Consider the following 17,636-nt stretch of genomic DNA (forward strand, 5'->3'; position numbering starts at 1 on the left):
GATCTTTGGGCGGCTGTCCATTGCATGGCGCTGGCATGCCGGTTGCCATCGGTGCCGGACGCGGCGCATTCTCGCCGCGCAGGACTCGGGAGGGGGTCCGGCTCGCCGGTTCTCAGGAGGAACAGTCCCGCATGCGCTTTCGTCACGACACGCTTTACGCGTCCCGTCGCTCGCCCGTCTTTGCCCGCAACATCGTCTCCACCTCGCAGCCGCTGGCCTCGCAGGCCGGCCTGTCGATGATCGCCAAGGGCGGCAATGCCGTCGACGCGGCGATCGCGGCGGCGGCCGTGCTGGTGCTGGTCGAGCCCACCGGCAACGGCCTTGGCAGCGACGCCTTCGCCATCGTCTGGGACGGCAGCGAGCTGCATGGCCTCAACGCCTCGGGCCGTGCGCCGATGGCCTGGAGCCCGGAGCGCTTTGCCGGCAAGGCCGCCATGCCCCAGCGCGGCTGGGACAGTGCGACCGTGCCCGGCGCCGTCTCCGCCTGGCGCGACCTGTCGGAGCGCTTCGGCAAGCTGCCCTTCGCCGAACTCTTGGCGCCCGCCATCGCCTATGCCGAGGACGGCTTCCTAGTGTCGCCGATCATCGCCGAATTGTGGGCGCGGGGCGCCGACATCCTCTCGGCGCAGCCCGGTTTTGCCGAGCATTTCATGCCGGGTGGCACGACGCCCGCCGCCGGCACGCTCTATCGCAGTGCCGATCTCGCCCGCTCGCTGCGCCTGATCGCCGAGACCCGGGGCGAGGCCTTCTATCGCGGCGAACTGGCCGAACGCATCGCCGCCTTCGCCAGCGAGACCGGCGGCGCCATGACCGAGGCGGACCTTGCCACCCATGAGAACGAATGGTGCGGCACCATCAGCCAGGATTACGGCGGGGTCGATCTGCACGAGATCCCGCCGAACGGGCAGGGCATCGCGGCGCTGATGGCGCTCGGCATCCTCAAGCATCTCGGCCTCGAACGCTACGCGCCGGACAGTGCCGAGGCGCTGCATCTGCAGATCGAGGCGATGAAGCTCGCCTTCCGCGACATGTGGGCCTTCGTCGCCGACCGCGAGCACATGCGCGAGGTCGAGGAGACGCATCTGCTCGATCCGGCCTATCTGGAAAGCCGCGCCCGGCTGGTCGATCCGCAGAAGGCGCAGGACTTCAAGGCCGGCGCGCCGAAGCAGGGGGGCACGGTGTATCTGTCGGCCGCCGATGCCGACGGCATGATGATCTCCTTCATCCAGTCGAACTACGCCGGCTTCGGCTCGGGCGTCGTCGTGCCGGGCACCGGCATCAGCCTGCAGAATCGCGGCGCCGGCTTCTCGCTGGAAAAGGGCCATCCCAACGAGGTTGCCGGCGGCAAGCGGCCCTTCCACACTATTATTCCCGGCTTCCTGATGAAGGACGGCCAGCCGTTGATGAGCTTCGGCGTCATGGGCGGTCCGATCCAGGCGCAGGGCCATGTGCAGATGGTGCTGCGGACCCAGCTCTGGGGCCAGGATCCGCAGACCGCCGTCGACGCGCCGCGCTGGCGCATCGTCGAGGGACTGGACGTCGCGGTGGAGGCGGCGGCCGGCGACGGCGTGATCGCGCAGCTCGAGGCGATGGGCCACCGCATCAGCCGCGAGATGCCCGACACCTCCTATGGCTTCGGCGGGGCGCAGCTCGTCCACCGGGTCGAGGGCGGCTATGTCGCCGGCTCCGATCCGCGCAAGGACGGGCAGGCCGTCGGATTCTGACGGCATTGCCCGAAAGCCGGCGTGTCAGGGCGTGCGCGAGATGCCCGACTTGATGCGCCGCAGCGGGATCGAGGATTCGATCGACGCAACGCCGTCGATCTTGACGAGACGCTCGATCATCAGCGTCTCGAACTCCTTCAGCCCGGTCACGGCGATGCGCAGCAGATAATCGCGATTGCCGGTCATCAACCAGCAATCGACGACCTCGGGAAAGCGCAGGATTGCGGCCTCGAAACTGCGCAGGGCCACGTCCACCTGGCGGTCGAGCTTGACCGAGACGAAGATCGACAGGGCGAAGCCCAGCGCCACCTCGTCGATCAGCGCCGCATAGCCGGTGATCACCCCGCTCTCCTCGAGCTGGCGCAGCCGGCGGATGACCGGTGTCGCGCTGAGGCCGACCCGCTGGCTGAGATCGGCGGCCGACATCCGCCCGTCTGCTCGCAAGGCGCGCAGGATGCGCAGGTCGATTTCGTCGATCTTGGGGGTATTCACCACGATCAGCCTCTCGAGAAGTGGAAAGCTGCTGGATCGCTACCCTCATGCGCTGCTCTTCGCAAGAAAGCGCTTCGCGCCCGGTGATAGCGTCCAAAGGGTCTCCGGCAGTCGCGGCCCGCGCCGCTGCGCCCCGCCGGGAGGGAGAAGACTGCCGGGAGAGCTGCCGATGTCGAGCGAAATGGACCATCTGAAAACCATCGAGCAGCGCCTCTTGTGGCTGTCGCACTGGATGATCCACCACGCCAACCATGTCCGGCCGAAGGTCGACGGCATCAAGGTCGGCGGCCACCAGGCCTCCTCGGCCTCGCTCGTCTCGATCATCACGGCGCTTTATTTCTCGGCCCTGCGGCCGCAGGACCGGGTGGCGGTCAAGCCCCATGCCTCGCCGGTCTTCCACGCGATGCAGTATCTGATGGGCCACCAGACCCGCGAGCGGATGGAGAATTTCCGCGGCTATCGCGGCGTCCAGTCCTATCCGTCGCGGACCAAGGATGTCGACGACGTCGACTTCTCCACCGGTTCGGTCGGCCTTGGCGTCGCCATCACCTCCTTCGCCTCGCTCGTCCAGGACTATGTCCAGGCCAAATCCTGGGGCGCCGACATCCCCCTCGGTCGGATGATCGCCCTGGTCGGCGACGCCGAGCTCGACGAGGGCAATGTCTATGAATGCCTGCAGGAGGGCTGGAAGAACGACCTGCGCAACACCTGGTGGGTCATCGACTACAACCGCCAGTCCCTCGACGGCATCGTGCGCGAGGGGCTGTTCCAGCGGGTCGAGAAGATCTTCGACGCCTTCGGCTGGGACGTGGTGCGGATCAAGTATGGCCGCCTGCAGCGCGCCGCCTTCGAGGAACCCGGCGGCCAGACGCTGAAGGCGTGGATCGACGCCTGCCCGAACCAGCTCTATGCGGCGCTGACCTTCATGGGCGGCGCCGTCTGGCGGGCCCGGCTGATGGACGCGCTCGGCGACCAGGGCGACGTCACCGCGCTGATCGACCGGCGCAGCGACGACGAACTGGCCGAGCTGATGGAAAATCTCGGCGGCAATTGCGTGCACACCATGGCCGAGACCTTTCGCGCCGTCGACCACGACCGGCCGGTCTGCTTCCTCGCCTATACGATCAAGGGCTGGGGCACGCCGATCGCCGGCCACAAGGACAATCACGGCGGCCTGATGAACAAGGCGCAGATGGCCGAGTGGCAGGCCCATATGGGTGTCGCGGAGGGCGCCGAATGGGACCCCTACGCCACCGTCGAGGACCCTGACGCCCTGCGTGCCTTTCTCACCAAAGTGCCGTTCTTCGCCGAGGGCACGCGCCGGCATTCTGACCGGCCGATTCCCGTTCCGGCGATCGCCACGCGGGCTGAGCGCGAGATGTCCACCCAGGCCGGCTTCGGCCGCATCCTCGACGACATCTCCAGGACCGACACCGAGCTTGCCGCGCGCATCGTCACCATGTCGCCGGACGTGACCGGCACGACCAGCCTCGGCCCCTGGGTGAACCGGCGCAAGCTGTTCGCCCGCAAGGCCCAGACCGACACCTTCATCTCCGAGAAAATTCCGTCCACGGCGAAATGGGAGTTCACGCCGGAAGGCCAGCATATCGAGCTCGGCATTGCCGAGATGAACCTCTTCCTGCTGCTCGGTGCGGCGGGGCTGTCCCATTCGCTGAACGGCCGGCGCCTGCTGCCGATCGGCACCGTCTACGATCCCTTCGTGGCGCGCGGCCTCGATGCCCTGAACTACGCCTGCTACCAGGATGCCCGCTTCATGGTGGTCGGCACGCCCTCCGGCGTGACCCTGGCGCCCGAGGGCGGCGCCCACCAGTCGATCGGTTCGCCGCTGATCGGCATGACCCAGGATGGTCTCGCCGCCTTCGAGCCTGGTTTCGTCGACGAACTGGCGATCATCATGGGCTGGGGCTTCGCGCATATGCAGCGGGACGGGGAGCCGACGCCCGACCCCCGCACGAGCCTCGGCGATGCGGCCGGCGGTTCGGTCTATCTGCGGCTGACGACCAACCCGCTGGAACAGCCGGGCCGCCGCTCCAGCGCCGATTTCGAACAGGGCGTCGTCGACGGCGCCTACTGGATGCGCGAGCCGGGGCCGAACTGCGAACTGGTCATCGCCTATCAGGGCGCCGTCGCGAACGAGGCCATCGCCGCCGCCGGCAGGCTCGGCCAGCGCCATCGCGACATCGGCGTCCTGGCGGTCACCTCGGCCGACCGGCTACATGCCGGCTGGAGCGCCGCGCAGCGGGCCCGCCGGCAGGGAGATCGTCGGGCGACGAGCCATGCCGAGCGGCTGTTCGCACGCCTGCCGCCGCATTGCCGGATCGTGACCGTCATCGACGGCCATCCGACCACCCTGTCCTGGCTCGGGGGCGTCGGTGGCCACCGCACGATCCCCCTCGGCGTCGAACGCTTCGGCCAGACCGGGACGATCGGCGATCTCTATCGCCATTTCGGGCTCGATGCCGAGGCGATCGTCGCGGCGGCCAACGGCGCCCTGCAACTGCCCGCCGAGATCGCGGCCGTGGCGGGGCACTAGCAGGCGCGAACGGGACGGCTGTGCGGACCGGGACCGGCTAGACGGTGATCAGGGTGGAATCCCAGACGGCGACGAAATGGATCGCCGCAGCGGCCACGACGAAGGCGTGCCAGATGGCGTTCTGGAACCGCAGCCGTTCCATCAGATGGAAGATGACGCCGATCGAATAGACCAGCCCGCCGGCGACGATCAGCCAGAGCACCTGCGGCGGCAGCTGCGTCGACAGATGGTCGTAGGCAACAATCCCGCTCCAGCCCATGGCGAGGTAGAGAAGGATCGACAGCCGGTCGAACTGTCCCGGCCGGGCGATCTTCAGCGTGATGCCCACCGCCGCGATGCTCCACACGCCGGTCAGCAGCCACCAGGTCTGGCTGCGCACGAGGAAAGGCGTGTAGGTGCCGGCGATCAGCAGGTAGATCGCCGAATGGTCGAGCCGGCGCAGCATCCACTTGATCCGCGACACCGGCCAGACATTGTAGGCGGCCGAAATGCCGATCGAGAACAGCAGCGTGGCGAGATAGATCGTCACCGCCGCAAAGACTCCCGCCGACACCTCGCCGATCATGGCGATCAGGAAGGCGAGGCTGCCGCTCAGCGCCGCGAGGACGCCGACGGCGTGAACGGCCGCGTCGGCGCGCAGCTCGCTGACGGAATAGCTCCAGCGGACGGCGCCGGGATGTGCGTCTGGCATTCGGCTCCACGATCCTTCTTCCTGCGATCCCGCGACAAAATGCCATGGATCTGTCGTTTCGCCGACTGTGACGGCGTCGTCTTCGCTTGGGGATGCGACATGCCGTAGCGCCGTCGCCCCTCGTGGGCTTGTGTCCGTAGTCTTTGATTGCAGTGTGGGTTTTGTTAATCGAAGGTTAACATTCGGGCGCCGTCGCGCCAGCCGCGATTCTCAGGAACATGGTGCGCAATGACCCAGTTTTCGATTCTCAGATCCGTTCTCTGGGCACCGACCATCGCGATGTCCTGGCTGTGGGGCCTCGGCTTCTTCTATGCGATCCACGTCACCCTGACCCATGGCTGGCTGGCCTTCGCCGCCTTCGCCACCGCCAACATCACCGGACTGTTCCTGTTCGGCTGGGTGCTCGGCGCGCCGAACCGGGACCCCGCCGCCATCTTCCGGCAGGTTCAGAGCGCCTATGGCGGCATCTTCCTCCTGTGCCAGCTTGGTGCGGTTGCGCTGACCATCTTCGGCTTCGTCGCCTATGTGTGGCAGCCGCTCTTTGGCGGCGATGCGGCGATCATGGTGGGGCTGCTTGTCCTGATGGGCTGCGCCATCGGCCACGCCCTGCCGCTCATTCGGCTGAAGCTCCTGCATGTGGCGATGCTCCTGGTCGGCATGACCGCGGCCGGCGTTGCCCTGACCGGCCTGCCGGTGAACGCCAACCTGCCCAATGTGCCGCTGGCCTCGCTCGATGCCACCTTCTACGGCCTCGTCATCCCGACCCTCGTCGGCTTCCTGCTGGGGCCGTGGATGGATGTGCAGCAATGGCAGCGGGTTCTGGAAATCCACCGCGAGGGCGGCTCGGTGCGCGTCGCCTATGGTGCGGGTTCGCTCCTGTTCCTCGGCCTGTTGTGCCTCAACGCGGTTCTCGCCGGGGCCGCGGGGCTGATCACCTTCACCTCGGCCGATGGCGTCGCCCAGGCGCAGCCCGCCGTGGCACTGGCGCTGGCCGGCAGCGGCTCGGGACTCGCGATCCTCGCCTATCTGGTCTGGTCGGTGGTCGCCGCGCTGACCACCATCGACAGCTTCTACGTGGCAACGCGCTGGCATCTGGGAGCGCTGACGGAGCGCAGCCTCAGCCCGCTGCTCGCCTTCGTTCCAGCCGGGCTGGTGTCGTCGCCCCTGTGGCTTCTGGCGGCGGCCGCCGGCGTCGCCGGTCTCGCCTTGTCGGCGCAGCTCTCCCAGATCGCCCTGATGCTGCCCTTCGCGACGCTGCTGGTGGGTGGCGCGGCCTGCCTCGTCGGCGAGGTGCTGGGCGCGACACGGCGTTACGATCCGGTGCTGTGCTATCTGATCGGGCTGGCCGCCATGCTGATCTTCCTGATCGGCCATGTGGCGCCGATCCCGGCCTTCGTTGCCGGGGCGCCGCTGCTGGCGCTGATCGGCGCCTTCCCGATGCTCGGGCAATTGCTCTTCGGCGCGCCGCCGGAAGTGGCCACCGGGCTTGCGCCGATGCCCTCCGGACCGATCCCGACGCGGGTCGAGCTGGTCCCGCGCAACGAGAACGTGCCGAGCCCGTCGACGAATACGAGCCTGTCCCACGGCTTCGACGGCCAGACCTTCGTGATGAAGCTGATGCCGACCTATGACGACACCAATTCGGTCGGCAACGTCTATTTCGCCAATTACGTGCGCTGGGTCGGCAAGGCGCGCGAGCTGTTCTTCAACATCTGCATGCCGGATTTCGACCTGAAGACGACGAGCTATTACGTGCTGACCAAGTCGTTCAACCACGACTTCCGCCGCGAGGCGAGCGAGTTCGATCCGGTGACGGTGCGCATCAAGATCGCGCGCCACAACCGCAAGTTCGTCACTCTCGCCCACGAGATCCACAGCGAAAGCCAGGGTCTGCTCGGACGCGGCGAGCAGTCCCTGATGTTCGTCGATACCGAGCAATACCGGCCGCTGGACATTCCGCGCGACATCATCAGCGGCTTCCTGCCCTATTGGCCGAAGGAATCGCCGCATCTGGGCGAGACGCCGGATGTCGCCGGCCTGCCGACGCGGGCGGCCCAGAACAGCATCTGAACGGCGACCGAGAGGCGCAGGCGCGCAGCGCTCAGGCCGCGTGCGGGTTTACCAGGTTCAGCCGCGGCTTGCGGATCAGGGCCTCGGCCTCTTCGGCCGGGACCGGGCGGCTGTAGAGATAGCCCTGGAACTGGTGGCAGCCCTGTTCGGCGAGGCAGGTCTGCTGGGCGAGGGTCTCGACCCCTTCGGCCGTCACCGTCATGCCGAGGCTGGTGCCCAGTTGCACGACCGCCCGGACGATGGCGACGTCGGTCTTGGCGTCGGGCAGGTCACGGACGAAATTGCGGTCGATCTTGATCTTGGTGAAGGGCGCGCGGCGCAGATAGCTGAGGCTCGAATAGCCGGTGCCGAAATCGTCGAGCGACAGGCTGACGCCCATGCCGCGCAGGGTCCGCAGGATGTCGAGGATTTCCTGCGTGGCCTCCAGGAACACCGATTCGGTGATCTCCAGCTCCAGCCGCTCGGCGGCGAGCCCGCTCTCCTGCAGCGCGTCGCGGACGATGGCGACGACATCGCTGTGGCGGAACTGGATGGGCGACAGGTTGACGGCGACCGTCAGCTTCGACGGCCAGGCGGCTGCGATGCGGCAGGCTTCGCGGATCACCCATTGGCCCAGCGGGATGATCGCACCGCTTTGCTCGGCCAGCGGGATGAACTCGTCCGGCGGCACCAGTCCGCGGGTCGGGTGCTGCCAGCGCAGGAGCACCTCGAAGCCCTCGATGGTCGCGGCCCGCGCCGAGACCAGCGGCTGGAAGTGGAGGATGAATTCGCGCCGCTCCAGGGCGCCGCGCAGCTCGCCGGTCAGGGCGCGGCACTCCTCGATCTGCTCGTCCATCTGCGCTTCGTAGAAGCGGAAGCTGCGCCCGCCCTCCTGCTTCATCCGGTAGAGCGCGACGTCGGCGCGGCGCATCACCTCTTCCGAGCCGTTCTCCGGAGCCGTGGCGATGCCAATGCTCACGCCGACGGAAATCCTCAGGTCGCCGATCCGGTAGGGCGCGCTGATCCGGTCCACCAGGTGGCCGGCAAGCTCGGCCGCCGCCTCGCGGTCGTGGCCGTTGGCGACGATGGCGAATTCGTCGCCGGCCAGCCGCGCGATGGTTCGGGCCGGGTCGGCGAAGCTGAGGAGACGCCCGGCGACATTGCGCAGCAGTGCGTCGCCGATGCCGTGGCCGAAGGTGTCGTTGACGCTCTTGAACGCATCGAGATCGAGCCGCAGCACGGCGAAGCGGACCTGGTCCGGATCGCCGTTGCGCGCCTCGGCGAGCTTTTCCTGGAAGAGCGAGCGGTTGGGCAGCTCCGTCAGGGCATCGTGGCTGGCCAGATAGGCGAGGCGGTCGTCGGTGGTCTTCTTCTGCGTCACGTCGGAGCCGACGCCGCGATAGCCCGAGAACCGGCCGGCGGTGTCGATGATCGGCTTGCCGCTCAGCGCCCACCAGCGGTCGCTGCCCGAGACATCCACCGGCAGGACGATCTTGTGGAAGGGCAGGCGCGCGCCGATCGACGACCACAGCATGGCCGCCGCATGGGCCTCGCCGGTGCGGACCGGCGGCGGCAGCAATTCGCCGAGCGGGCGGTCCTGCAGATCCTCGATGCGGGTATTGGCGACCTCGCCGAAGCGGGCCGAGACATGGCGCAGCCGCAGATCGCCGTCGGTCTCCCACAGCCAGTCGCTGGCATTCTCCTCGAAGTCGTTGAGGAGGAGATTGGTCAGTTCCTGCTGGCGTTCCAGCTCGACCTGCGAGGCGGCCCGCATGGTCACGAGCCGGCTGAGATGCACGATCGTGGCGAAGATGAAGCCCGAATAGATGGCCAGGAGCACGGCCACGAAAATGTAGAAGGCTTCGCCGGTGGTCGCCAGCGCCACGAAGCTCCCCGCCACGATCGGACCGGTGAAGCTGATCGCCGCACGCGGCACAACGGCGAGGCCGATACCGGTGGCGATCAGCCCGGCGCAGGTCGATGCGATCAGCAGCCGCCCGTCGGCGCCGGCCTGCGCGAACAGCACCAGCGGAATGGATCCCAGAAGCGTGCCGGCGAACAGCGCCAGCCGAGCGAACCATTCGACATAGCTGCTGTCGACCCGCTGCGGCTTGGCCGAACTGCGCCAGCGCCAGCAGCGCTCCAGCGCGATCACCGTTGCGGGGATCGCAAGGCATTGCAGGAGCACGAGATAGCCGGCCAGTTCGGACCGCCAGAACAGGTAGGAGACGACCTGGACGACGCTGATGCTGGTGATGACGGTAAAGGGTGCGAGGCGGAGGGCAAAGTCCAGCTGCTCGACGCGGACCCGCTCCTGAAGTTGCAGCTCCAGCCGGCGGGGCTTGCGATCCATGTCGATCAGATAGGAGGCCAGGGCCCTGAACAAATCGATCCATCCTACCGCCCGCAGCGGGCTGGTTTCAGGCACACCGGCGAAGTGTTAGGGGGCGGCTCTTAATTTATGCTGAACAGCGCCCGCAACCGGAGCGAGAAAGCCTGATGCTGCATGGGGTTAAGGCGACCGGAGATTGATCTCCCGCAACGCTTTGTACGCCATGTTCGCGACAATTCCGGGCGGCCTGCAATCGGTCCATCGCAGGCGCTAAAGAGACGGAAAAGGCCGCCCGGGATATCCCGGACGGCCCTGTAGGTTCGTCGACGATGGTCGCGCCGGATGGGCGCGCCGCGTTCAGCCCGCGGTGAGCGGCGAGATCGCGATCTCGACGCGGCGGTTCTGGGCGCGGCCGGACTCGGTGTCGTTGGAGGCGACCGGCTGGCTCTCGCCGAAGCCCTGGGTGTTCAGGCGGCGCGGATCGACGCCCTGGGACGCCAGAAGCTGGCTGACCGAGGAGGCGCGCTGCTGCGACAGGGTGAAATTGTAGCCGTCGGAGCCCTGGCTGTCGGTGTGGCCGTACACGTTGACGATCGACTTGTCGTATTCCTTCAGGACCAGCGCGACCGAGTTCAGGGTCGGGTAGAAGGCCGGCAGGATCGACGACTGGTCGGTCGGGAAGGTGATGTTGGACGGCATGTTCAGGATGATGCGGTCGCCGACGCGGGTGACCGACACGCCGGTGCCGCGCAGCTGGTCGCGCAGCTTGGCTTCCTGGTTGTCCATATAGGCGCCGACGGCGCCGCCGCCGAGCGTGCCGATGCCGGCGCCGATCAGTGCGGCGCGGCCGGAATCCACGCCGGCGGCGCGGCCGACCAGATAGCCGCCGAGGGCGCCGACGCCGGCGCCGATGCCGGCACCGCCCACGGTGTTGGAGAGCTTCTGCTCGCCGGTATAGGGGTCGGTCGTGCAGCCGGCGAAGGCCACGGTAAGGGCGAGAACGAAAGCGAGCTTCTTCATCAGCGAAAGTCCAGATGTGTGAGGCGGGGCGAAGCCCGCACGAAATGTCCCGGTCCGATGGCCGTTAGACAGCACAGATGTCTGGAATGTGGCTGGAACGTTGCGGCACGGCCACAGATGCGGCGGCGTTGCCGGCACAGACGCCGGAGCCGGACGCAGACCGGAAAGAAGGGGGAGCGAAACGGGCGCGGCACGAAGGCCGCGCGTCAGCGATCGCCCGGCGGACCGGGCGATCGCGGAACAGTGCCTCAGGCGGCGTCGCGCTGCTTCAGGAGACCGCGATTGACCAGCAATTCGGCGATCTGAACCGTGTTCAGGGCCGCGCCCTTGCGCAGATTGTCGGCGACGACCCAGATGTTCAGGCCGTTGTCGAGGGTCTGGTCCTCGCGGATGCGCGAGATGTAGGTCGCGTCCTCGCCGGCCGACTCGTAGGGGGTGATGTAGCCACCGTCCTCATGCTTGTCGATGACGAGGCAACCCGGTGCCTCGCGCAGGATATCGCGCGCCTCGTCGGCGGTGATTGGCTTCTCGAACTCGATGTTCACCGCTTCGGCATGGCCGATGAAGACCGGCACGCGCACGGCGGTGCAGGTGACCTTGATCTTCGGGTCGAGCATCTTCTTGGTCTCGGCCATCACCTTCCACTCTTCCTTGGTGGAACCGTCTTCCATGAAGACGTCGATATGGGGGATGACGTTGAAGGCGATGCGCTTGGTGAACTTCTTGCGCTCGATCTCGTCGGCGACGAAGACCGCGCGGCTCTGCTTGAACAGCTCGTCCATGCCTTCCTTGCCGGCGCCGGAGACCGACTGGTAGGTCGACACCACGATCCGCTTGATCGTCGCGACGTCGTGCAGCGGCTTCAGCGCTACGACCAGCTGCGCGGTCGAGCAGTTCGGATTGGCGATGATGTTCTTCTTGCGGAAGCCTTCGACCGCATCGGCGTTCACTTCCGGCACGACCAGCGGCACGTCCGGATCGTAGCGATAGGCCGAGGAATTATCGATGACGACGCAGCCGGTGGCGGCGATCTTCGGCGACCATTCCTTGGAGATGTCGCCGCCCGCCGACATCAGGCAGATGTCGGTGCCGTTGAAATCATACTGGTCCAGCGCGACGATCTTCAGCGTCTTGTCGCCGAACGAGACCTCGGTTCCCTGGCTGCGGCGCGAGGCCAGCGCCACGACCTCGTCGGCGGGAAATCCGCGCTCGGCCAGGATTTCCAGCATTTCGCGCCCGACATTGCCGGTAGCGCCGACGACGGCGACCTTGTAACCCATGGGATGCAATCCTTCGCTCTCCCCGCTCACTCTTCGCACGCTCGCGTCTCTGCCCCGGGGGAGACCAGCGGGGCAGGCGGCGTCACAGAGTCGACGGTTTGACGGTGCAGCGTACGGACATGAGGCGCGATATGCGCGGATGCACGGGGCTTGTCAATTGTGCGGCCCGGGTTCGGCCCACCCCACACGCCCTGGTCCCGGGCCCGCCGACCACGCTTCGGCCCCTGCCTGGCAGGGCCTTGTCGCCGCTCAGGCGGCGGCCTCGCGCGGTCGCGCCGCTTCCTTGAGCTGCCGGGCGATCTCGTCCCAGGTCCGCTGCTCGCCGGGCTTGACCGTGCGGGCGGCGCCGAGGCCCTCGAGCGCCTCCAGCGTGATCGCCTGCTGCAGGGCGCCCGCATCCTGGACGAGGCAATAGAGCATGACGTGGAACTGCAACTTGCCGATGTCGGAGGTGCCGACCGTCACCTCGTAGCCCGGCCCGGCGATCTCGGCGCCGGCCTTGCCGGCCGCCAGCCGGTGGAAGCGGGTTGCCCGGTCGAGATCGTCGGCGAGCGCGGCTTCGGCAGCCGCCTCGATCCGCGCCTTGGTCTCGCGCACCGGCACCGGGCCTTCGAGCGTCAGGGTGAAGCGGTGCGGGAAGAAGTGCCGGGGCTGGGCGCCGACGCGCACCGGCCCGGTCAGGAGGATCGCGTTCGGCAGCATCACCACGCGGCCGGTGCCCGAATGGCCGAGATGATGGGGCGGCAGCTCCATGATCGTCGTGGAGAACAGGCCGTGGTCGATCACCTCGCCATGGATGCCGTTGATGTCGATGCGGTCGCCGACCTTGAAGAGATGGCCGCCGAAGCGCAGCACCGAACCGGCGATGCACATGATCAGCTCCTTGGTCGCCACGACCAGCGCCACCATGACGGCGGCCAGCGAGAACAGGAGGTTCTGGATCTCGCTCAGCCAGATGCCGAGCAGCGCCACGGCAACGACGGCGTTGGTGATGGCGCGGATGGTGAAGCGGCGCTGGCGGGCCTCGATCGGATCGGTGTTGCGGGTGGCGAACCATTCCCCGGCCCAGCGCAGGCCGAATGTCGCCACGAGGATCGCGAGGCTCCACATCAGATTGTCGGCGATCGGGGTCGGGATGAAGAACGGCACGCAACTCTCCATGGCGTTGCCGGGCCGGGCCCTTGCGGGCCGGCTGCCAGACATGCGCCGACGCTTCCTTCGTATTGCCCGCTTATGGTCCCGCGCGGTTAACGGCGCCTTGACGGAACAAGGCCATTTGGCGGCATTTGTCGGAGCGCCCCTGCCGGCTCGGCCACAATCTGAAGACCGGGCGCCGGATCGGCAGGGTGTCCAGCGGCGTCCTTTGGTGTAAAGCCGGCACGATGACTGGCACCATGGAGGATACGCCAAGATGACGACCCGCAAGCTCCTGCTTTTGCCCGGCGACGGGATCGGCCCCGAGACGACGGCACAGGTGGAGAAGCTCACCGCCCTGATGAACGAGATGGTCGGCGCCGGCTTCGAGACCGAGACCGCGCTCGTCGGCGGCTGCGCCTATGACGCGGAAGGCGCGCCGATTTCCGACGCGACCATGGAGCTTGCCATGGCCAGCGACGCGGTGCTGTTCGGGGCCGTCGGCGGGCCGAAATGGGATGGCGTCGACTACGACAAGCGCCCCGAGGCCGGGCTACTGCGGCTGCGCAAGGACATGGAGCTCTTCGCCAATCTGCGCCCGGCGATCTGCTATCCGGCGCTGGCCGGCTCGTCCTCGCTGAAGCGCGAGGTGATCGAGGGCCTCGACATCCTGATCCTGCGCGAGCTCACCGGCGGCGTCTATTTCGGCGAGCCCAAGGAGATCATCGACCTGGGCAACGGCCAGAAGCGCGCCATCGACACGCAGGTCTACGATACCTACGAGATCGAGCGCATCGCCCGGGCCGCCTTCGACCTCGCCCGCACCCGTCGCGGCAAGGTGACGTCGATGGAAAAGCGCAACGTCATGAAGTCGGGCCTCTACTGGAACGAGGTCGTCACCCGTATCCATCGCGACGAATATGCCGATCTGGAGCTGGAGCACATGCTGGCCGACGCCGGCGGCATGCAGCTGGTGCGCGCGCCCAAGCAGTTCGACGTCATCGTCACCGACAATCTGTTCGGCGACATGCTCTCCGACATCGCGGCGATGCTGACCGGCTCGCTCGGCATGCTGCCCTCGGCCTCGCTGGGTGCGGCCGACGAGAAGACCGGCACGCGCCGGGCGCTCTACGAGCCGGTGCACGGCTCGGCGCCGGACATCGCCGGCAAGGGCGTCGCCAACCCGCTGGCGATGATCGCCTCCTTCGCCATGTGCCTGCGCTATTCCTTCCAGATGGTCGCCGAGGCCGATGCGCTGGAGGGCGCGGTCGCGGACGTGCTGGAATCGGGCGTGCGCACCGGCGACATCATGGGCGAGGGCTGCCGCCAGGTCGGCACCGAAGAGATGGGCGACGCGGTGGCCGCGCGCTTCCGCGAGACGCTCGCCAAGGCCGCCTGAACGGGCCCAGCAACGGCAAGAACGATCATCCTCGCGTGACCGGGACGCAACCGCTCGGGGACATCTGCGTTGTTTGCGCAAGATAACTTCGACAGGAGCGCAGGATGATCAAGAGCATTCTCAAGGCAGTCATCGTCGGCTGGGTGGCCAAGAAGTTCCTCGGCCGCGGCGAAGAGCCCCGCCGGGCACCGCGCCGGGCCTGACCTTACCGCCCGTCGAACAGACGGCGACGACATGAAGACGGCCGGCCTCGCGAGAGGCCGGCCGTTTTTCGTTCAGAGCCTTGAAAAGCGCCGTGGCGGCGAAGCCTACATGTGCTTCATCAGCTTGTTGCGCAGCGTCTTGCGGTCGCGGCGGCCGCGCATCTGGCGCGTTTCCACCGAATGCGGCACGATCTGCCGGTTGCCGTCCTCGTCCTTCTTGATGGCGAAACTGCGCGTCGCGCCGACCGGCATCCGCTCGGTGCCGTAGAGTGCCACCACGGTCAGCACGAAGGTGTCGATGGTGGCGTTGCGAGTGAATTCCGGATCGGTGCTGGTGATCTCCTTCAGCAGCTCGTCGAAATGCCCCAGATCCATGTAGCGCCCGGTGCCGAGGCTGCCCTGGCGCATGGCGGAGTGCGGATCCTCGCCAAGGTCTTCCGGCAGGTCGCGCAGGTCGGTGAGCGTGTATTCGCGCGTCTCGTCGCCCGCGGTGACCGTGGCCAGCAGGCTCGTCACATAGACCTGTTCGGCGCCCATGTTTGTAATCAGGCAGCGCGAGCGGATGCCGTGGCCGGCGCCGCGGGTGATCAGGATGGAAGACCGGCGCTGGCGCCGGTAGCTGGTCACCATGATCTGCAGATAGACACCCCAGACGCCGAGCATGGCGGCGTTCAGGACGACGTTGAGCGCGCCGCTGTTCTCGGACATCCAGGTGAGCATGCCGACCGATCCTTCCGGTTCTGCGCTGCGACCCCCACGGGGCGAGCCCCAAGGGCGGTCGCAGCGGCGATGCTCCGCCTAACTGCCGCGGCCTTGGCGCGCGGCAACAAGCCGAATGATCCGCCGTCTATCGACCGCTGGCTGGAGAGGCCCCCACGATGAAAGGGGAACAGGCTCAGGCCCAGGGACGGCGCTCGGCCAGATCCTGTTCGTAGGAGCCGATGGACTCGGCCTTCTCCATGGTCAGGCCGATGTCGTCGAGACCGTTGAGCAGGCAGTGCTTGCGGAACGGGTCGATCTCGAAGGTGATCTCGCCGCCGTCGGGGCCGGAGATCGTCTGGGCTTCCAGATCGATGGTCAGGCGGGCATTGGCGCCGCGCTCGGCGTCGTCCATCAGGAGTTCGAGCTGCTCGGGCGTCACGGTGATCGGCAGGATGCCGTTCTTGAAGCAGTTGTTGTAGAAGATGTCGGCGAAGGACGTGGAGATCACGCAGCGGATGCCGAAGTCCAGCAGCGCCCAGGGCGCGTGCTCGCGCGACGAGCCGCAGCCGAAATTGTCGCCCGCCACGAGAATCTCGGCGTTGCGGTAAGCCGGCTTGTTGAGGACGAACTCCGGGTTCTCCGAGCCGTCCCGGTTGAAGCGCGACTCGGCGAACAGGCCGGCGCCGAGGCCGGTGCGCTTGATCGTCTTCAAATAGTCCTTGGGGATGATCATGTCGGTGTCGATGTTGATGATCGGCAGTGGCGCCGCGATCCCGGTCAGGCGGTCGAATTTCTGCATGGCTCCATCCCCTTGGCTCGCCGATGGTGTCGGCGGATGTTCCTCGCCCGGGGAGATAGCATGGCGCCGCCAAGGCGCAAACCGAGGCGTCGCGCGCAGCCGTCCCGGCGATTGCCTCGCGCGGCTGAATCGGCCATGACATCGGCCATGACCACGTCCTTTCGCCCCCGCCGCTCGCTGCTCTTCGTCCCCGGCGCCAATGCCCGCGCGCTGGAGAAATCCGACGGTCTCGACGCCGACGGCCTGATCTACGATCTCGAGGATTCCGCCGCCCCGCACGAGAAGGACGCGGCGCGCGAGCGCCTGCGCACGCATCTGCAGGACAGCTCCTTCACGGGCGAGCGGATCGTGCGGATCAACACGCTCGATACGCAATGGGGCACCGAGGACCTCCTGATGGCGCGCGGCGCCGGGGTCGATGCGATCCTGCTGCCCAAGGTCGAGAGTGTTGCGATGCTGCAGGAGGCCGCTGTCGCTCTGGCGGAAACCGACGCGCCGGACAGGCTGAAGCTCTGGGCGATGATCGAGACGCCGCTCGGCATTCTCGACGTCGGCACGATCGCCCGCGAGGGTAGCCGGAACCGCCTCGGCGCGCTCATCGTCGGACCCAACGACATTGCCCTGTCGACGGGCATCGAACCGGGACCGGAGCGGGCCGAACTGATGCCGTGGATGATGCAGATCGTCGTCGCGGCGAAAGCCTACGACCTTGCCGTTCTCGACGGCGTCTATGCCGATTTCCGCAATGCGGAGGGTTTCGCCGCCGAATGTGCAGCCGGCCGGCGCATGGGCTTCGACGGCAAGACGCTGATCCATCCGAGCCAGATCGCGGCGGCCAACGCAGCCTTCTCGCCCGATCCGGAGGCGATCGTCTGGGCCGAGCGGATCGTCGCCGCCTTTGCAGAGCCTGAGAACCGGGACAGGGGCGTCCTGCAGATCGACGGCCGCATGGTCGAACGGCTGCATCTGACCCAGGCGCAGGCACTTCTACAGATGCGCGACAAGATCGCCGAACGCGGGACGACGGCATGAAACTCTACCGCTTCCTCTCCGGGCCGGACGATTCCAGCTTCTGTCACAAGGTCTCGCTGGCCCTTTCCAAGGGCTGGGAACTGCACGGCGCGCCGACCTATGCCTTCGACGCGGCGTCGGGCACGATGCGCTGCGGCCAGGCGGTGACCAAGATCGTCGAGGGTCGCGACTACGACCCGGCGATGAAACTCGGCGAGCAATAGCCGACATTCTGCAAGGAAGCGG

General features: G+C 67.3%; 14 protein-coding genes. 6 read left to right on the forward strand and 8 right to left on the reverse strand.

What is annotated here, in order from left to right:
* Nucleotides 1-131: 131 nt before the first annotated feature.
* The gene (locus N7I30_RS12525; RefSeq protein ID WP_498639245.1) at nucleotides 132-1,724 is read left to right on the forward strand and encodes a gamma-glutamyltransferase family protein; all 1,593 of its coding nucleotides are present in this window, start codon (nucleotides 132-134) and stop codon (nucleotides 1,722-1,724) included.
* A gap of 24 nt (nucleotides 1,725-1,748) precedes the next feature.
* On the opposite strand, the gene N7I30_RS12530 is transcribed toward N7I30_RS12525, so the two are convergent.
* Nucleotides 1,749-2,219, reverse strand: coding sequence for an Lrp/AsnC family transcriptional regulator (locus N7I30_RS12530; RefSeq protein WP_187390028.1), 471 nt, complete (start codon nucleotides 2,217-2,219; stop codon nucleotides 1,749-1,751).
* Nucleotides 2,220-2,385: 166 nt separating this feature from the next.
* Between N7I30_RS12530 and N7I30_RS12535 the strand changes: the two genes are divergently transcribed.
* Complete coding sequence (locus tag N7I30_RS12535; RefSeq protein ID WP_498639247.1) at nucleotides 2,386-4,770, forward strand: thiamine pyrophosphate-binding protein; 2,385 nt, start codon at nucleotides 2,386-2,388, stop codon at nucleotides 4,768-4,770.
* A 37-nt stretch (nucleotides 4,771-4,807) separates the two neighbouring features.
* Here N7I30_RS12535 and trhA read toward each other — a convergent pair whose 3' ends face one another.
* The gene (gene trhA / locus N7I30_RS12540; RefSeq protein ID WP_230787756.1) at nucleotides 4,808-5,461 is read right to left on the reverse strand and encodes a PAQR family membrane homeostasis protein TrhA; all 654 of its coding nucleotides are present in this window, start codon (nucleotides 5,459-5,461) and stop codon (nucleotides 4,808-4,810) included.
* 228 nt (nucleotides 5,462-5,689) lie between these two features.
* Between trhA and N7I30_RS12545 the strand changes: the two genes are divergently transcribed.
* The gene (locus tag N7I30_RS12545) at nucleotides 5,690-7,531 is read left to right on the forward strand and encodes an acyl-CoA thioesterase (protein WP_230787755.1); all 1,842 of its coding nucleotides are present in this window, start codon (nucleotides 5,690-5,692) and stop codon (nucleotides 7,529-7,531) included.
* Nucleotides 7,532-7,562: 31 nt separating this feature from the next.
* On the opposite strand, the gene N7I30_RS12550 is transcribed toward N7I30_RS12545, so the two are convergent.
* From N7I30_RS12550 to N7I30_RS12565, 4 genes are all read right to left on the reverse strand, one after another.
* The gene (locus N7I30_RS12550; protein WP_024349359.1) at nucleotides 7,563-9,896 is read right to left on the reverse strand and encodes a putative bifunctional diguanylate cyclase/phosphodiesterase; all 2,334 of its coding nucleotides are present in this window, start codon (nucleotides 9,894-9,896) and stop codon (nucleotides 7,563-7,565) included.
* Nucleotides 9,897-10,199: 303 nt separating this feature from the next.
* Nucleotides 10,200-10,865, reverse strand: a complete 666-nt coding sequence (locus N7I30_RS12555; RefSeq protein WP_024349360.1) for a YiaD family glycine zipper/OmpA-like lipoprotein — start codon at nucleotides 10,863-10,865, stop codon at nucleotides 10,200-10,202.
* 245 nt (nucleotides 10,866-11,110) lie between these two features.
* Nucleotides 11,111-12,142: an aspartate-semialdehyde dehydrogenase gene (locus N7I30_RS12560; protein ID WP_024349361.1), complete on the reverse strand. Its 1,032-nt coding sequence runs from the start codon at nucleotides 12,140-12,142 to the stop codon at nucleotides 11,111-11,113.
* 249 nt (nucleotides 12,143-12,391) lie between these two features.
* Nucleotides 12,392-13,345 carry a mechanosensitive ion channel domain-containing protein gene (locus N7I30_RS12565; RefSeq protein WP_498639250.1) on the reverse strand — a complete coding sequence of 318 codons (954 nt, stop codon included), beginning with the start codon at nucleotides 13,343-13,345 and terminating at the stop codon, nucleotides 12,392-12,394.
* Between the two features lie 208 nt (nucleotides 13,346-13,553).
* On the opposite strand from N7I30_RS12565, the gene leuB reads away from it, so the two are divergent.
* Nucleotides 13,554-14,675: a 3-isopropylmalate dehydrogenase gene (gene leuB / locus N7I30_RS12570; protein WP_230787750.1), complete on the forward strand. Its 1,122-nt coding sequence runs from the start codon at nucleotides 13,554-13,556 to the stop codon at nucleotides 14,673-14,675.
* A 308-nt stretch (nucleotides 14,676-14,983) separates the two neighbouring features.
* On the opposite strand, the gene N7I30_RS12575 is transcribed toward leuB, so the two are convergent.
* Both N7I30_RS12575 and leuD read right to left on the reverse strand, forming a co-directional pair.
* Entirely contained in the window at nucleotides 14,984-15,598 is a 615-nt protein-coding gene (locus N7I30_RS12575) for a hypothetical protein (protein ID WP_228239220.1), read from the reverse strand.
* A gap of 175 nt (nucleotides 15,599-15,773) precedes the next feature.
* Nucleotides 15,774-16,379, reverse strand: coding sequence for a 3-isopropylmalate dehydratase small subunit (gene leuD, locus N7I30_RS12580; RefSeq protein WP_498639253.1), 606 nt, complete (start codon nucleotides 16,377-16,379; stop codon nucleotides 15,774-15,776).
* Between the two features lie 147 nt (nucleotides 16,380-16,526).
* Between leuD and N7I30_RS12585 the strand changes: the two genes are divergently transcribed.
* Nucleotides 16,527-17,411, forward strand: coding sequence for an HpcH/HpaI aldolase/citrate lyase family protein (locus tag N7I30_RS12585; protein WP_498639255.1), 885 nt, complete (start codon nucleotides 16,527-16,529; stop codon nucleotides 17,409-17,411).
* Entirely contained in the window at nucleotides 17,408-17,614 is a 207-nt protein-coding gene (locus N7I30_RS12590) for a DUF1737 domain-containing protein (protein WP_370195503.1), read from the forward strand. The genes N7I30_RS12585 and N7I30_RS12590 overlap by 4 nt, the downstream gene beginning before the upstream one ends.
* Nucleotides 17,615-17,636 lie beyond the last annotated feature (22 nt).

Source organism: Aurantimonas litoralis (assembly GCF_026153195.1).
Classification (GTDB): Bacteria; Pseudomonadota; Alphaproteobacteria; order Rhizobiales; family Rhizobiaceae; genus Aurantimonas; species Aurantimonas coralicida.

Excerpts from the sequence above, each read along its gene's own strand:
- N7I30_RS12525 (WP_498639245.1), top strand. The coding sequence starts at position 132 with ATGCGCTTTCGTCACGACACGCTTTACGCGTCCCGTCGCTCGCCCGTC.
- N7I30_RS12535 (WP_498639247.1), top strand. The coding sequence starts at position 2,386 with ATGTCGAGCGAAATGGACCATCTGAAAACCATCGAGCAGCGCCTCTTG.
- trhA (WP_230787756.1), bottom strand. The coding sequence starts at position 5,461 with ATGCCAGACGCACATCCCGGCGCCGTCCGCTGGAGCTATTCCGTCAGC.
- N7I30_RS12545 (WP_230787755.1), top strand. The coding sequence starts at position 5,690 with ATGACCCAGTTTTCGATTCTCAGATCCGTTCTCTGGGCACCGACCATC.
- N7I30_RS12560 (WP_024349361.1), bottom strand. The coding sequence starts at position 12,142 with ATGGGTTACAAGGTCGCCGTCGTCGGCGCTACCGGCAATGTCGGGCGC.
- N7I30_RS12565 (WP_498639250.1), bottom strand. The coding sequence starts at position 13,345 with ATGTCTGGCAGCCGGCCCGCAAGGGCCCGGCCCGGCAACGCCATGGAG.
- leuB (WP_230787750.1), top strand. The coding sequence starts at position 13,554 with ATGACGACCCGCAAGCTCCTGCTTTTGCCCGGCGACGGGATCGGCCCC.
- N7I30_RS12575 (WP_228239220.1), bottom strand. The coding sequence starts at position 15,598 with ATGCTCACCTGGATGTCCGAGAACAGCGGCGCGCTCAACGTCGTCCTG.
- leuD (WP_498639253.1), bottom strand. The coding sequence starts at position 16,379 with ATGCAGAAATTCGACCGCCTGACCGGGATCGCGGCGCCACTGCCGATC.
- N7I30_RS12585 (WP_498639255.1), top strand. The coding sequence starts at position 16,527 with ATGACCACGTCCTTTCGCCCCCGCCGCTCGCTGCTCTTCGTCCCCGGC.
- N7I30_RS12590 (WP_370195503.1), top strand. The coding sequence starts at position 17,408 with ATGAAACTCTACCGCTTCCTCTCCGGGCCGGACGATTCCAGCTTCTGT.